15 protein-coding genes are annotated in these 13,636 nt (G+C 71.5%); 13 read left to right on the plus strand and 2 right to left on the minus strand.

Features of this window, described 5'->3' with window-relative positions:
- Positions 1-132: 132 nt before the first annotated feature.
- The 13 genes from E0F75_RS18880 to E0F75_RS18940 are packed head-to-tail and all read left to right on the plus strand — an operon-like array spanning position 133 to position 12,337.
- Complete coding sequence (locus tag E0F75_RS18880) at positions 133-1,149, plus strand: ABC transporter ATP-binding protein (RefSeq protein ID WP_187623684.1); 1,017 nt, start codon at positions 133-135, stop codon at positions 1,147-1,149.
- Complete coding sequence (locus E0F75_RS18885; RefSeq protein WP_030316734.1) at positions 1,146-1,910, plus strand: ABC transporter permease; 765 nt, start codon at positions 1,146-1,148, stop codon at positions 1,908-1,910. The genes E0F75_RS18880 and E0F75_RS18885 overlap by 4 nt, the downstream gene beginning before the upstream one ends.
- A gap of 5 nt (positions 1,911-1,915) precedes the next feature.
- Positions 1,916-2,722 carry an ABC transporter permease gene (locus E0F75_RS18890; RefSeq protein WP_073902099.1) on the plus strand — a complete coding sequence of 269 codons (807 nt, stop codon included), beginning with the start codon at positions 1,916-1,918 and terminating at the stop codon, positions 2,720-2,722.
- A 1-nt stretch (position 2,723) separates the two neighbouring features.
- Positions 2,724-3,977 (plus strand): MCE family protein, encoded by a 1,254-nt coding sequence (locus E0F75_RS18895; protein ID WP_187623685.1) that lies wholly within the window; start codon positions 2,724-2,726, stop codon positions 3,975-3,977.
- Complete coding sequence (locus E0F75_RS18900) at positions 3,974-5,029, plus strand: MCE family protein (protein ID WP_187623686.1); 1,056 nt, start codon at positions 3,974-3,976, stop codon at positions 5,027-5,029. Before E0F75_RS18895 ends, E0F75_RS18900 begins: the two co-directional genes overlap by 4 nt.
- Positions 5,026-6,072: an MCE family protein gene (locus tag E0F75_RS18905; protein ID WP_187623687.1), complete on the plus strand. Its 1,047-nt coding sequence runs from the start codon at positions 5,026-5,028 to the stop codon at positions 6,070-6,072. The genes E0F75_RS18900 and E0F75_RS18905 overlap by 4 nt, the downstream gene beginning before the upstream one ends.
- Positions 6,072-7,151: an MCE family protein gene (locus E0F75_RS18910; protein ID WP_187623853.1), complete on the plus strand. Its 1,080-nt coding sequence runs from the start codon at positions 6,072-6,074 to the stop codon at positions 7,149-7,151. The genes E0F75_RS18905 and E0F75_RS18910 overlap by 1 nt, the downstream gene beginning before the upstream one ends.
- Positions 7,148-8,359, plus strand: coding sequence for an MCE family protein (locus E0F75_RS18915; protein ID WP_187623688.1), 1,212 nt, complete (start codon positions 7,148-7,150; stop codon positions 8,357-8,359). The genes E0F75_RS18910 and E0F75_RS18915 overlap by 4 nt, the downstream gene beginning before the upstream one ends.
- Positions 8,356-9,630 (plus strand): MCE family protein, encoded by a 1,275-nt coding sequence (locus tag E0F75_RS18920; RefSeq protein WP_187623689.1) that lies wholly within the window; start codon positions 8,356-8,358, stop codon positions 9,628-9,630. The genes E0F75_RS18915 and E0F75_RS18920 overlap by 4 nt, the downstream gene beginning before the upstream one ends.
- Positions 9,627-10,142: a hypothetical protein gene (locus E0F75_RS18925; RefSeq protein ID WP_187623690.1), complete on the plus strand. Its 516-nt coding sequence runs from the start codon at positions 9,627-9,629 to the stop codon at positions 10,140-10,142. The genes E0F75_RS18920 and E0F75_RS18925 overlap by 4 nt, the downstream gene beginning before the upstream one ends.
- A complete protein-coding gene (locus E0F75_RS18930; protein WP_194481188.1) occupies positions 10,139-10,921 on the plus strand; it encodes a hypothetical protein in 783 nt (260 codons plus the stop codon). The genes E0F75_RS18925 and E0F75_RS18930 overlap by 4 nt, the downstream gene beginning before the upstream one ends.
- A 26-nt stretch (positions 10,922-10,947) precedes the next feature.
- A complete protein-coding gene (locus tag E0F75_RS18935; protein WP_187623692.1) occupies positions 10,948-11,490 on the plus strand; it encodes a nuclear transport factor 2 family protein in 543 nt (180 codons plus the stop codon).
- A 46-nt stretch (positions 11,491-11,536) separates the two neighbouring features.
- Positions 11,537-12,337: a hypothetical protein gene (locus tag E0F75_RS18940; protein ID WP_187623693.1), complete on the plus strand. Its 801-nt coding sequence runs from the start codon at positions 11,537-11,539 to the stop codon at positions 12,335-12,337.
- Between the two features lie 13 nt (positions 12,338-12,350).
- Here E0F75_RS18940 and E0F75_RS18945 read toward each other — a convergent pair whose 3' ends face one another.
- On the minus strand, positions 12,351-13,133 hold the full coding sequence (locus tag E0F75_RS18945) for a putative protein N(5)-glutamine methyltransferase (protein WP_187623694.1): 783 nt from the start codon (positions 13,131-13,133) through the stop codon (positions 12,351-12,353).
- Complete coding sequence (locus E0F75_RS18950) at positions 13,126-13,608, minus strand: glutathione peroxidase (RefSeq protein WP_187623695.1); 483 nt, start codon at positions 13,606-13,608, stop codon at positions 13,126-13,128. The genes E0F75_RS18945 and E0F75_RS18950 overlap by 8 nt, the downstream gene beginning before the upstream one ends.
- Positions 13,609-13,636: the final 28 nt, after the last annotated feature.

Below are 13,636 nucleotides of genomic sequence, written 5' to 3' on the forward strand. Positions count from 1 at the left end.
CGGCCTTTGTCTCCGTGGTGACAAATACAGGAGCGGATCAAGGATTTTGCGCCACGCCTCTTGTCCAAGTGATCCGCACCGACTTAACGTGCGCCCGCGGCGCACCCCCGACGCACGCTTGCTGGAGGTGGGATGGGAATCGAAGTAGTCGTTGAGGGTCTGACCATGTCCTTCGGCAAGCAGAATATCTGGCAGGACGTGACCCTGACCTTGCCGGCCGGAGAGGTGAGCGTGATGCTCGGCCCTTCCGGTACCGGGAAGACGGTCTTCCTGAAATCGCTCATCGGGCTGCTCAAACCACAACAGGGCCGTGTTCTCATCAATGGCGTCGACATGGTGAGCAGCCCGGAACGAGACATCTACGAGACCCGGAAACTCTTCGGCCTCATGTTCCAGGACGGCGCCCTCTTCGGCTCCATGACCCTGTTCGACAACATCGCCTTCCCGCTGCGCGAGCACACCCGCAAGCGGGAGTCCGAGATCCGGCGCATCGTCATGGAGCGGATCGAACTCGTCGGCCTGCTGGGCGCGGAGGGCAAGCTGCCGGGCGAGATCAGCGGCGGCATGCGCAAACGTGCCGGCCTGGCCCGCGCCCTGGTGCTCGACCCGCAGATCGTCCTCTGCGACGAACCGGACTCCGGGCTCGACCCCGTCCGCACCGCCTATCTGTCGCAGCTGCTGATCGACCTCAACGCACGCATCGACGCGACGATGCTGATCGTCACCCACAACCTGGACATCGCCGCCACGGTCCCGGACAACATGGGGATGTTCTTCCGGCGCAACCTCGTCACCTTCGGCCCGCGCGAGGTCCTCCTCACCAGCGACGAACCGGTCGTCACCCAGTTCCTCGCCGGCCGCCGCGAAGGCCCCATCGGCATGTCCGAGGAGAAGGACGCCGCCCTGCTCGCCGCCGAGCTGGACAACCCCGCCACCCTCCCGACCGCGCCCCGCGTCATCGTCCCGCAGTTGGAACCCTCGCCCGGCCTCCCGCCGCGCGGGGCGGTCGGACGCCGCCGTGAGCGCGTCCTCGGCATGCTCGACCGGCTGCCGCACGCCGCCCAGGCCGCCATCCGCGACACCTACGCCAGGGACGACGCGGCGTACACCCTGCCCAAGCGGGAGCGGATCACCGGGAGCGGCTCGTGATCACCGGCGCGCTGCGGCAGACCGGCCGGCTCTTCGCCCTCGCCGCCGAAGTGACCAGGGCCGTCTTCCGACGCCCCTTCCAGTTCCGGGAGTTCGTCGAGCAGTTCTGGTTCGTCGCCAGCGTCACCATCCTGCCGGCCGCGCTCGTCTCCATCCCGTTCGGCGCCGTGATCGCCCTCCAGGTCGGCTCGCTCACCCAGCAGCTGGGGGCCCAGTCGTTCACCGGCGGTGCCAGCGTCCTCGCCGTCATCCAGCAGGCCAGCCCCCTCATCGTCGCCCTCCTGATCGCCGGCGCCGGCGGCTCCGCCATCTGCGCCGACCTCGGCTCCCGCAAGATCCGGGAGGAGCTCGACGCGATGGAGGTCATGGGCGTCTCGCCCGTGCAGCGGCTGGTCGTCCCGCGGGTGCTCGCCACCATGGCGGTCGCCGTGCTGCTCAACGGGATGGTCTCCGTCGTCGGCACGCTCGGCGGCTACTTCTTCAACATCATCCTCCAGGGCGGCACCCCCGGCGCCTATCTCTCCAGCTTCTCCGCCCTCGCCCAGCTGCCCGACCTCTACATCAGCGAACTCAAAGCCCTGATCTTCGGGTTCATCGCCGGCATCGTCGCCGCCTACCGGGGACTCAACCCCCGCGGCGGCCCCAAGGGCGTCGGCGACGCCGTCAACCAGTCCGTCGTCATCACCTTCATGCTGCTGTTCTTCGTCAACATGGTGCTGACGGGCATCTACCTGCAGATCGTCCCGCCGAAGGGAGGCTGAGACCGATGGCCTCCCCGTTCGTCTGGCTCGACCGGTCCGGTGACCAGCTCCTGTTCTACGTCAAGGCCCTGCTCTGGGTCCCGCGCACCCTGCGCCGCTACCTCAAGGAGGTGCAACGGCTGCTCGCCGAGGTCGCCTTCGGCTCCGGCGGCCTCGGCGTCATCGGCGGCACCATCGGCGTCATGATCGCGATGACCCTCTTCACCGGGACCGTCGTCGGCCTCCAGGGCTACGCCGCACTGGAACAGATCGGCACCGCGGCGTTCACCGGCTTCGTCTCCGCCTACTTCAACACCCGCGAGATCGCCCCGCTCGTCGCCGGGCTCGCCCTCTCCGCGACCGTCGGCGCCGGATTCACCGCCCAGCTCGGCGCCATGCGCATCAACGAGGAGGTCGACGCCCTCGAAGGCATGGGCATCCGCTCCATGCCGTACCTGGTCACCACCCGCATCATCGCCGGCGTCGTCGCCATCGTCCCGCTGTACGCGATCGGCCTGCTCTCCTCCTACCTGGCCTCGCGCTATGTGACGGTCCTGTTCAACGGCCAGTCCCAGGGCACGTACGACCACTACTTCAACCTCTTCCTGTCACCGACGGACGTCCTGCTCTCGGTGCTGAAAGTGCTGATCTTCAGCGTGATGGTGATCGTCGCCCACTGCTACTACGGCTTCCGCGCCTCCGGCGGCCCCGCCGGCGTCGGCATCGCGGTCGGCCGCTCCGTACGCAACGCCATCGTGCTGATCAGCGTCACCGACTTCTTCCTGTCGCTGGCCCTCTGGGGCGCGACCACGACCGTGAAGGTGGCGGGGTGAGATGAGCGACTCACGTGCCGAGACCCTGCGCCGCCGGTTCGCCGGCGTGGTCTTCCTCCTGGTGCCCGCCCTGCTCGCCTGGCTCGCGGTAGCCGTCTACGACAAGAGGTTCACCGACTCCGACCCGATCGTCGTCGAGACCGGCAGCGTCGGCAACGAGATGCACCTCGGCGCCGAGGTGAAACTCCGCGGCGTCGTCATCGGCGAGGTCCGCGCCATCGACGCCACCGACGGAGGAGCCCGGCTCACCCTCGCCATGCGGCCCGGAACCCTCCGCCACGTGCCGTCCGACGTGCGCGCCCAGATGCTGCCCACGACCCTCTTCGGCGAACGGTTCGTCGCCCTCCTACCGCCCGGCAACTCCACGGCCCAGCCGCTGGGCCCCGGCGCGGTCATCCCGGAGGACCGCTCCAGCAACGCCGTCGAACTCCAGCAGGTCCTGGACAACGTCCTGCCCCTGCTCACCGCCGTCCAGCCGCAGAAGCTCTCGGCCACCCTGTCGGCCGTCTCCCAGGCCCTGGAGGGGCGCGGCGACAAGCTCGGTGACACCCTCACCCGGCTCGACGCCCACCTCCGGAAGTTCAACCCCCAACTGCCCGCCCTCACCCGCGACCTGAAAGAACTCGTGAAGGTCAGCCACCTCTACGCCGACGCCGCCCCGGACATCGTCACGGCGCTCACCGACTTCACCACCACCAGCGGCACCCTCGCCGAGAAGGAGGCCGACCTCGCCGGCACGCTCGGCTCCACCACCAGGACGGCCCAGGACCTGACCGCCTTCCTGCGCCAGAACAAGAACAACATCATCCGGCTCAGCGCCACCAGCCGTCCCACCGTGGATCTGCTCGCCGAGTACGCGCCGTCCTTCCCCTGCACCCTGCGCACCCTCGCCCAGTTCGTACCGGCCATGGACAAGGCCCTCGGCAAGGGCACCGACCAGCCGGGACTGCACGTCGACGTCACCACCGTGCCCTCGCGCGGCGCGTACGTCCCCGGCCGTGACACACCGTCGTACGGCTCCGGCGGCGGGCCGCGCTGCTACCCCGTGCCCTACCTCGGCATCCCGGTCGCACCCGCCGCACGGGCCTCCGCAGCGGCCGACCAGGAGCTCGGCCCCGCCAACTCCCCGCAGGAGAACGACCTCGTCAACGAACTCCTCGCCCCCGGGGCGAAGAAGCGGCCCGGCGACCTCCCGGACTGGAGCAGCACACTGGTCGGCCCGGCGTTCCGCGGCGCGGAGGTGACCCTCCGATGACCGAGCGGCCCACCCACACGCGCCGGCGCGGACTGACCGGCACGCTCCTGAAGTCCCTCGCGTTCGTCCTTGTCACGGCGCTGGCCACCACCGTCCTCGGCCTCAGCATCGCCAACACCGGGGTCGGCTCCGCCACCCGCTCGTACAAGGCGCTGTTCACCGACGTCACCGGGCTCGTCAAGGGCGACTCCGTGCGCATCGCCGGAGTGAAGGTCGGCGAGGTGACCGACGTACGCGTCGTCGAACGGCGCACCGCCCAGGTCACCTTCTCGGTCCGCGAGGACCGCACCGTGCCCCGCTCGGCGACCGCCGCCGTGAAGTACCTCAACATGGTCGGGCAGCGCTACGTGTCCCTCGGCCGGGGCAGCGGCGACCTGGCCGGCACCCTGCGGGACGGGGACACCATCCCGCTCGACCGCACCACACCCGCCCTCGACCTGACCCTGCTCTTCAACGGGTTCAAGCCGCTCTTCGAGGGCCTCTCGCCCGCCGACGTCAACGACCTCGCCGGATCGCTCGTGCAGGTCCTCCAGGGCGAGAGCGGCACCGTCGACAGCCTGCTGCGCCACATCGGCTCCCTCACCAGGACGGTCGCCGCCAAGGACAAGGTCATCGGCCAGGTCGTCACCCACCTCAACACCGTCCTCACCACCCTCAACAACCGCGAGGCGGCCTTCGACGACCTCGTCGTCACCCTGCAGAAGCTCGTCACCGGCTTCAACACCGACCGCAAGCCCCTCGGCGAGGCGGTCCAGGCCATCGGCGCCCTCACCACGACGACCGCCGGGCTCTTCCAGGAGGCGCGGGCCCCCCTCAAGAAGGACATCCGCGAACTCGGCAGGCTCTCCGGCACCCTCGGCGAGCACACCCCGGCCATCGAGGCCTTCCTCGCCAACACCCCCGCCAAGATGACCGCCCTGGCCCGGCTGTCCTCGTACGGATCGTGGTTCAACCTCTACCTCTGCGAGGCGCGCGTGACCGGCGTGAGAACCTCCGACGGCTCGAAGCCGCCGACCGGGATCGCCGTGACCGAACCGAGGTGCCGCGGATGAGTCCCCGCCCCCGGCTCAAGCCGGTCAAGGAGCGCAACCCGGTCGCCGTCGCCGTCGCCGGACTGCTGTTCCTCGCCCTCGTCGCCGCCCTGGCGTTCACCATGGAACGGCTGCCCCTCGTCGGCGACGACACCACCTACAGCGCCGACTTCTCCGAGGCCGCCGGACTCGACGCCGGCGACGAGGTGCGCATCGCCGGCGTCAAGGTCGGCAAGGTCACGGAGGTCTCCCTCGACGGAGCCAAGGTCAAGGTGACGTTCGAGGTCGGCGACGCCTGGGTCGGCGACCGCTCCACCGCCGCCATCGCCATCAAGACCCTCCTCGGCGAGAAGTACCTGGCGCTCGACCCGCTGGGCTCCGACCGGCAGGACCCGGGAACCCGCATCCCGCAGTCGCGCACCACCTCCCCGTACGACGTCACCCAGGCCTTCGAGGACCTCAGCGGCACCGTCGACGCCATCGACACCGCCCAGCTCGCCGAGAGCTTCGAGACGATCTCCGACACCTTCAAGAACTCACCGCCGCACGTCCGCAACGCCGCCACCGGCCTCTCCGAACTGTCGAAGTCCGTCTCCAAGCGCGACACCGAACTCGCCCGGCTCCTGGCGAACAGCACGAAGTTCACCAAGACCCTCCAGAACAAGAAGTCCAGCTTCGAGACCCTCATCGAGGACGGCGGCTCCCTGCTCGGAGAGCTCCAGAAACGCCGCGACGCCATCCGCGCCCTCCTCACGGGCAGCAGGGCGCTCGGCACCGAACTCAGCGGCGTCGTCGGCGACAACGACCGGCAGCTCGGCCCCACCCTCAAGGCCCTCAGCCGCGTCACCGGAGTCCTGGAGAAGAACAGCGGCCGGCTCGACAAGACACTCGCGCTGATCGGCCCGTACTACCGGCTCGTCGGCAACACCCTCGGCAGCGGCCGCTGGTTCGACAGCTACCTGTGCGGTGTGGTGCCCCGTACCTATCTGCCCGAGACCTCGCAGCCCAAGACCGGATGCCTGCCGCCGAAACAGAAGGCGACGGCCAAGGGGAGCGGTGAATGATGACCAGACCCAAGAAGACCCTCGTCGCCGGACTCGCCCTCGTGCTGCTCGCCGCCTGCGGTCTCGTCGCCGTCCGTGTCCTCGACGACGACGGCACCCGGATCACCGCCTACTTCGACCGGACGGTCGGCATCTACGCGGGCTCCGACCTGCGCGTCCTCGGCGTACGGGTCGGCGAGGTCGAGTCCGTGGAGCCGCAGGGCACCCGGGTACGCGTCCGGCTCCTCCTCGACGAGGGCGTACGCGTCCCCGCCGACGCCCGGGCCCTCGTCGTCGCCCCCAGCATCGTCGCCGACCGGTACGTGCAGCTCACCCCCGCGTACAGCACCGGCCCCACCCTCGCCGACGGCGCGGAACTGCCCGCCGCCCGCAACCGCACCCCCGTCGAGATCGACCAGCTCTACGACTCGATCACCGAACTGAGCCGGGCACTCGGACCGAACGGCGCCAACTCCACCGGCGCCCTGTCCGAACTCCTCGACACCGGTGCGAAGAACCTCAAGGGCAACGGCACGTCCATCGGCACCTCCATCAAGGAGTTCGGCAAGGCCGCCAAGACCCTCGACGGCAGCAGCGAGGACCTCTTCACCACCCTCGGCCGGCTCCAGACCTTCACCACCATGCTCAAGGACAAGGACGGCGACGTCCGCACCGCGCAGGAACGCCTCGACGAGGTCGTCGGCTACTTCGCGGAGAACAAGGACGACCTCGCCGGCGCCCTCAAGGAACTCGGCAGAGCCCTCGTCCAGGTCAAGGCGTTCATCAAGGACAACCGCGGCGAACTGAAGAAGAACGTCGACCGCCTCGTCCCCCTCACCCAGACCCTCGTCGACCAGCGCGCCTCCCTCGCCGAAGCCCTCGACGTCGCCCCCCTCGCCGCCACCAACGTCGTCAACGCGTACAACAGGGACACCCGCACCCTCGACGGCCGCGCCAACCTCAACGAGATCAGCATGGGCGGACCGCTGCTCCCGCTGCCGGTGACCGGCGGCTCCGCGTCCACCGGCGGCGCGGTGGGACCCGGCGGCTCCTCGCCGACCGGTGCTCCCTCGGCGACCACCGGAGAGGGGGAGCGATGAGACGCCCCACCCTGCCGACCCGGCGGGCGGCCGGAGCCGGAGCCGTCGGCGTGATCGCGCTCGGCGTCGGACTCGCCGTCGTCCTCGGCGTGACCCCGGGGAACCCCTTCCGCTTCGACGGCATCGAGGACCTGCCCCTGCCCGGCGGCGCCGACCTCGGCCCCCACCCCTACACGGTCACCGCCGAACTCGACGACGTACTCAGCCTCGTGCCGCAGTCCGCGGTGAAGGTCAACGACGTCGCCGTCGGCCGCGTCACCGCCATCGAGCTCGGGACGACCGACACCTGGTCCGCCCGCGTCACCCTGAAGATCAACGGCGACGTCCGGCTGCCCGCCGACGCGGGCGCCCGCCTGGAACAGTCGAGCCTCCTGGGCGAGAAGTACATCCAGCTCGTCGCCCCGCCGAAAGACAACGGCGGACGGCTCACCGACGGCAGCGTCATCCCGCTCGCCCGCACCAGCCGCAACACCGAGGTCGAGGAGGTGTTCGGCGCACTGTCCCTGCTCCTCAACGGCGGCGGCGTCAACCAGCTCAAGACCATCACCCGCGAACTCAACGCGGCGCTCGGCGGCCGCGAACCCGAGGTCCGCTCGATGCTCCGGCGGGTCAACACCCTCGTGACGACCCTGGACACCCATCGCGGCGACATCACCCGCGCCCTCGACGGCCTCAACCGGCTCTCCGCCACCCTCGCCGGCCGCAAGAAGGATGTCGACACGGTCCTCACCGGACTCTCGCCCGGCCTCAAGACGCTGGAGAACCAGCGGGGTTCCCTGCTGACCATGCTGCGCGCCCTGGACACTCTGTCCGGGGTCGCCGTCACCACCATCGACGCGAGCAAGAAGGACATGGTCGCCGACCTCAAGGCCCTCGCGCCCACCCTCACGGCACTCGCGGACGCCGGTGCCGACCTGCCCGAATCGCTCCAGGTGCTGCTCACGTACCCCTTCACCGACGAGGTGCTGCGGGGCGTCAAGGGCGACTACCTCAACACCTATCTGCACCTCGCCGCCGCCCCGGGAACCGAGGTGATCCCGCCGCTGATCCCCAAGACCGAGCCCACGTCCACCCCCACGCCCACCCCGTCCGACCACGGCCCCGCCGCCCGCCGGGGAACCGGGGCGATCACCGGGATCCCGAGCCCGAATCCGCCCCTGCCTCTGCCCCCGGCCACCCCGCCGAAGGACGGAGGCGAGACCCGGTGATCACCCGTACCGTATGGCTGAAGAACCTCGCCTTCCTCGTCATCGCCGTCCTCGTCCTCGGCTTCCTCGGCATCCGCTACGCCGACCTCGGCCGCTACGTCGGCGTCGCCGACCACTACATCGTGCGGGTCCATCTCGCGCGCACGGGCGGCCTGTTCACCCACTCCGACGTCACCTACCGGGGCGTCTCCGTGGGACGGGTCGGCGACATCGGCCTGACCGCCGAAGGCGTCGTGGCCGAACTGCGCATCAAGAAGTCCGCCCCCAGGATCCCCGCCGACGCGCGGGCCGTGGTCGCCGGACTCTCCGCCGTCGGCGAGCAGTACATCGACCTGCGCCCCGAGAGCGACGACGGCCCCTTCCTCGCCGACGGCGCCCGCATCGAACAGTCCGACACCCAGGTACCGGCACCCGTCACCGACGTGCTCGCGAGCATGAACGACCTCACCGGGTCCGTACCCCTGGAGTCCCTGCACACGGTCGTCGACGAACTCGGCAAGGCCTTCCAGGGACACGGCGACGACCTCCAGGTCCTCCTCGACAGCGGCAGCCGCTTCGTCCAGGCCGCCGACACGTCGCTGCCGGCCACCACCCGGCTCATCAACGACGGGGAGGTCGTCCTGCGCACCCAGGCCGAGGAGAGCCGCGCCATCCGGGACTTCGCCACCGGCGCGCGCACCCTGGCCACCACCCTCAAGGGCTCCGACGCCGACCTGCGCCGCCTCCTCGCCGTCACCCCCGACGCGACCGGCCAGGTCAACGGGCTCCTGCGCGATCTCGACCCGAGCCTGAGCGTCGTCCTCGCCAACCTCCTGACGACCTCGGAGATCGCCGTCACCCGGCAGCGCGGCATGGAGGAACTGTTCGTGAAGTACCCGGCGGCCGTCTCGGCCGGAGCCACCGCCGTCGAGGGAGGCCGCATGAACTTCGGCATGGCCGTCACCTTCTTCAAGCCACTGCCCTGCACCTCGGGGTACGGCGCCACGCGCTACCGCAACGGTCTCGACCTGGGCACCGCGCCCGCGCTCAACACCGGCGCCTCCTGTACGGGCTCCGCCGCGGCCGGGGTCAACGTACGCGGCTCGGCGAACGCGCCGAAGGGCGGCCCCGTCCCCGTACCGGCCAGGCCCGGCTCCCTGCCCTCGGGCGGCGCGCGCACCACGACGGACACGCGGCAGGCCCTGCCCGGCGCGCTCGCGCTGCCCGGCCAGAACGGCGGGCCGACGGACATGGCCGGCCTCCTCGGCCTGAACACCGGGGGCACCCGATGAGGCGGGGCCGGATCCTCGGCGCCGGCGCCCTCGTCGTCGCCCTGGGCTTCTGCGGCACCGGCGTCTGGACCTACGCGCAGGCCCGCACCGACGAGGGCCTCGCCTTCAGCCGCGAGCGGGACACGGCGCTCGCCGAGGGCCGGGCCCGCCTCACCGTCCTCAACTCCCTCGACGCCTCGACCCGAGAGCACGCCGAAGCGGGCATCCGGGCCTGGCGCGACGCGTCCACCGGCCCGCTCCGCACCGAACTGGGGCGCACCGCACCCGCGGTGGGCGCCTCGGCGCGCGCCACGGTCACCGAGGCCGCCCTCACCGCGCTCGACGCGAGAGCCGGTACGGCCAAACTCATCGCGACCGTCCGCGTCGACGTCACCCCGCGCGGAGGCGGCGCCGCGACCACCGACCGCAAGCGCCTTGAAGCGGTCCTGACGCGCACCGGCGAGGACACGTGGAGGGTCGCGGCGCTGAGCGCGGTCCCCGTCGCCGGGGCCGAGGAGGGCGAGGACGAATGACGCGACTCTTGCGCAGGACGACGGCCGCTCGGTCGGCCGAGCCCGCGACCGACGGGGGAGGGGCACCGGAGCGACCGGAGGAGACGGCCGACGTGACGACCGAGGCCGCGGGTGACGCCGCGACCGAGACTGCGGCCGGCGCGACGACCGAGGCCGAGGCCGCGGTCGCGGTCGAGCCGGCGGACGCGGACGGGGACGCGGACGTCCCCGAGGACGACGCCGCCCGCCCCTTCCCCGCCACCTGGCAGAAGGCCGCCCTCGCCGCGGCCGTCGCCGTCCTGCTCCTCGCCGGGAGCGCCTTCTTCTACGGTGCCCACCAGCTCAGGTCCACCCCCTCGGCGCGCAACCACGCGCTCACCGACGCCGGGGCCACCGCCCGCGTCGGCGGTGACGTCGGCGAGGGCCTCGCCCGGATCTTCTCCTACACGCCCGCGAGCAACGACGCCGTCGAGCGTTCCGCCGGAACCGTCCTCGCCGGACGTGCCGCCCGCCAGTACGCGGACCTCTTCGCCCAGGTCCGCGCGAAGCTCGTCGAGCAGCGCATCACCCTCAGCACCCAGACCGTCCGCACCGGTGTGATCGAACTCGACGGGGACAGTGCGCGGCTCCTCGTGTTCCTCGACCAGACCTCGCGCCGGGACAACGCGCGTCAGGACAAGGCGCGTCAGAACAAGGCCGGTCGGGACAAGGCGACCGCCACGTCTGCCGCGGCCCAGCTCACCGTCACCGCGAAGTTCCAGGGCGACCGGTGGCTGATCGTCGACATCAAGGCCCGCTGACCATGAGCGGGAGACGGGAGCACCCCATGACACGCCCGGTCCGCACCCCGGCGGGCATCCGCCCGGCCCTGGCCGTGGCCCTCGTGCTCACCCTCGCCGCGGGTGCCTCCGCGGCCTGGGCCGGCCGGGACTGGTACGCGGCCGCCCACGACGACTCCACCGCGTACGCCGTGCAACGCGACGAGGCGCTCGCGGCGGGGGAGCAGGCCGTGCAGAACCTCAACACGCTGGACCACCAGCGGGTGGAGCAGGGGCTCGACCTCTGGGAGTCCTCCACGACCGGTGAGCTGCACAAGCAACTGGTCGAGGGCCGCGAGGAGTTCACCGGCCAGGTGAGGGCGGCGAGGACGGTGACCACCGCCCGGGTGCTGTCCGGGGCCGTCACGGAACTGGACGACCGGGCGGGGCGGGCCCGGTTGCTCGTCGCCCTGCGCATCACCGTCACGACGCCCGACAGCAAGAGCACGGACAAGGACAGCCGCATGCTCGGCGAACTCACCCGCACCGACGGCCACTGGAAGCTCAGTGCGCTGGGGCAGGCCCCGGTGGGCGGTACGGCGGTCGGCTGACCGGGCCGTACCGCGACAGCCGCCCGCACCCGAAAGGACACGCACGATGCCGACGCCCCGCCACCACCTCAACCGCCGCCGCCGCCAGGCCGCCCTCGCCGACCAGCAGGCGCCCGGCGGCAGGCCCCGTACGCCCGCGGGTGTGCTCACGGAACCCGCACCGCGAACCGGTGAACGACCGGCGGCGACGTCCGTACGGGAAACGGCCGCGGAGCCGAAGGGGGAGGCGCGGGTCCGCGAGAAGACCGGCAGCCGGAAGAGCGGCGGTGAGCGGACCAGCCCCGAGAAGTCGGGAAGCGCCATGTCCGGCCGCGTCCCCCTCGTCGTCCTGTGCGTCCTGACGCTCCTGCTCGGCGGCTTCGCCGGATGGGCGTACAGCAGGGCGGGCGAGCTCCGCGACGACCCCGCGCGCGGGAACACCGCGCTCACGGATCTCGCCCGCACCAGTGAGATCAAGGGGCAGACGGGCGCCGCCGTCGCCGCGCTCTTCTCGTACGACCATGCCGACACCGCCCCCTTCGAACGGGCGGGCAAGACGCTCCTGACGGGCAAGGCCGTCGCCCAGCACCGGACGCTGCTGGGCGGGGTGCTCGCCAAGGCGGCCCGGCAGAAGACGGTGATCACGACGACCGTCACCGACAGCGCGGTGGAGCGGATCGACGGCGACCGCGCCCGCGTCCTGGTCTACGCCGACCAGAGCAGCGTGAGCACGGCCGGCGGGCCGGCGAAGGACAAGGCTGCCAAGGCCGGGGATCAGGGCGTCTACGCGGGTGCCATGTTCGCCGTGGACGTCGTGCTCCGCGACGGCCGCTGGCTCGTCGAAAACATCGACACCTTCGGCCGCTGAGCCGGAGCCCCGGTCAGCCCGCCCAGGTCGCGACGAGGACGGTCGCGTACCGCTCCTCGCAGCTCAGAACACGTGCCTCCAGACCGCACGCGGTGACCGCGTCCACCGCCCGCTCGGCCTGCCGCTCACTCGTCTCGACCAGCAGTCGCCCGCCCGGCGCCAGCCACTGCGGTGCCTCGGCGGCGACCCGCCGCAGCACGTCGAGACCGTCGGGGCCGCCGTCGAGGGTGACGAGCGGCTCGTGGTCGCGGGCTTCCGGGGGCAGCAGCCCGATGTCCCCGGTGGGGACGTACGGCACGTTGGCGACCAGGACCTCGACCCGGCCCCGCAGCTCCGGGGGCAGCGGGGCGAAGAGGTCTCCCTCGTACACCCGGCCGCCGCGCGGCTCGACGTTCCGGCGGGCGCAGCGCACCGCCGCCGGCTCGATGTCCGATGCGTGCACCTCCGCGCCCTCGACCCGGTCGAGCAGGACCGCGCCCGCCGCGCCGGAGCCGCAGCACAGGTCGACGCAGACGGCGCCCGGCCGGGCCAGGTCCACCGCGTGTTCGATCAGGAACTCCGTACGGCGCCGGGGGACGAACACCCCGCCGTCCACCTCGATGCGCAGCCCGGCGAACTCGGCCCAGCCCACGACGTGCTCCAGGGGCAGGCCCGAGGCCCGCCGCTCGACCATCAGGTCCAGCTCGGCGGGCCCGGCCGCAGCCGCGAGCAGCATCTCCGCCTCCTCCTCGGCGAAGACACAGCCCGCGGCCCGCAGCCGCTCGACGACCCCCGTACCGCTCGCGACGTCAGACAAGCTGGGCCTCGATCGCGGAGACGATCTCGGCGGCGCCCGGCTCGGTGCGCGGACGGAAGCGCGTGACCCGGCCGTCGCGGCCGATCAGGAACTTCTCGAAGTTCCACTGGACGTCACCGGCCTCGCCCTCGGCGTCGGCGACCTTCACCAGCTCCGTGTAGAGCGGGTGGCGGGCGTCGCCGTTGACGTCGATCTTCTCCAGGAGCGGGAAGGAGACGCCGTACGTCGTCGAGCAGAAGGTCTGGATCTCCTCGGCGCCGCCGGGCTCCTGGCCCGCGAACTGGTTGCAGGGCACGCCGAGCACGGTGAAGCCGCGGTCGCCGTATTCCTTCTGCAGCTTCTCCAGACCCTCGTACTGCGGGGTCAGGCCGCACTTCGAGGCGACGTTCACGACCAGGACCGCGCGGTCCCGGTAGTCGGCAAGGGAGACCGGCTCGCCGGTCAGGGTCTTCAGCGGGATGTCGTACAGGCTCATGGACTGCTCCTCGTCGGAATAGGGTTTG

Origin of the sequence: Streptomyces sp. CB02980 (assembly GCF_014451325.2) — a bacterium.
GTDB lineage: Bacteria > Actinomycetota > Actinomycetes > Streptomycetales > Streptomycetaceae > Streptomyces.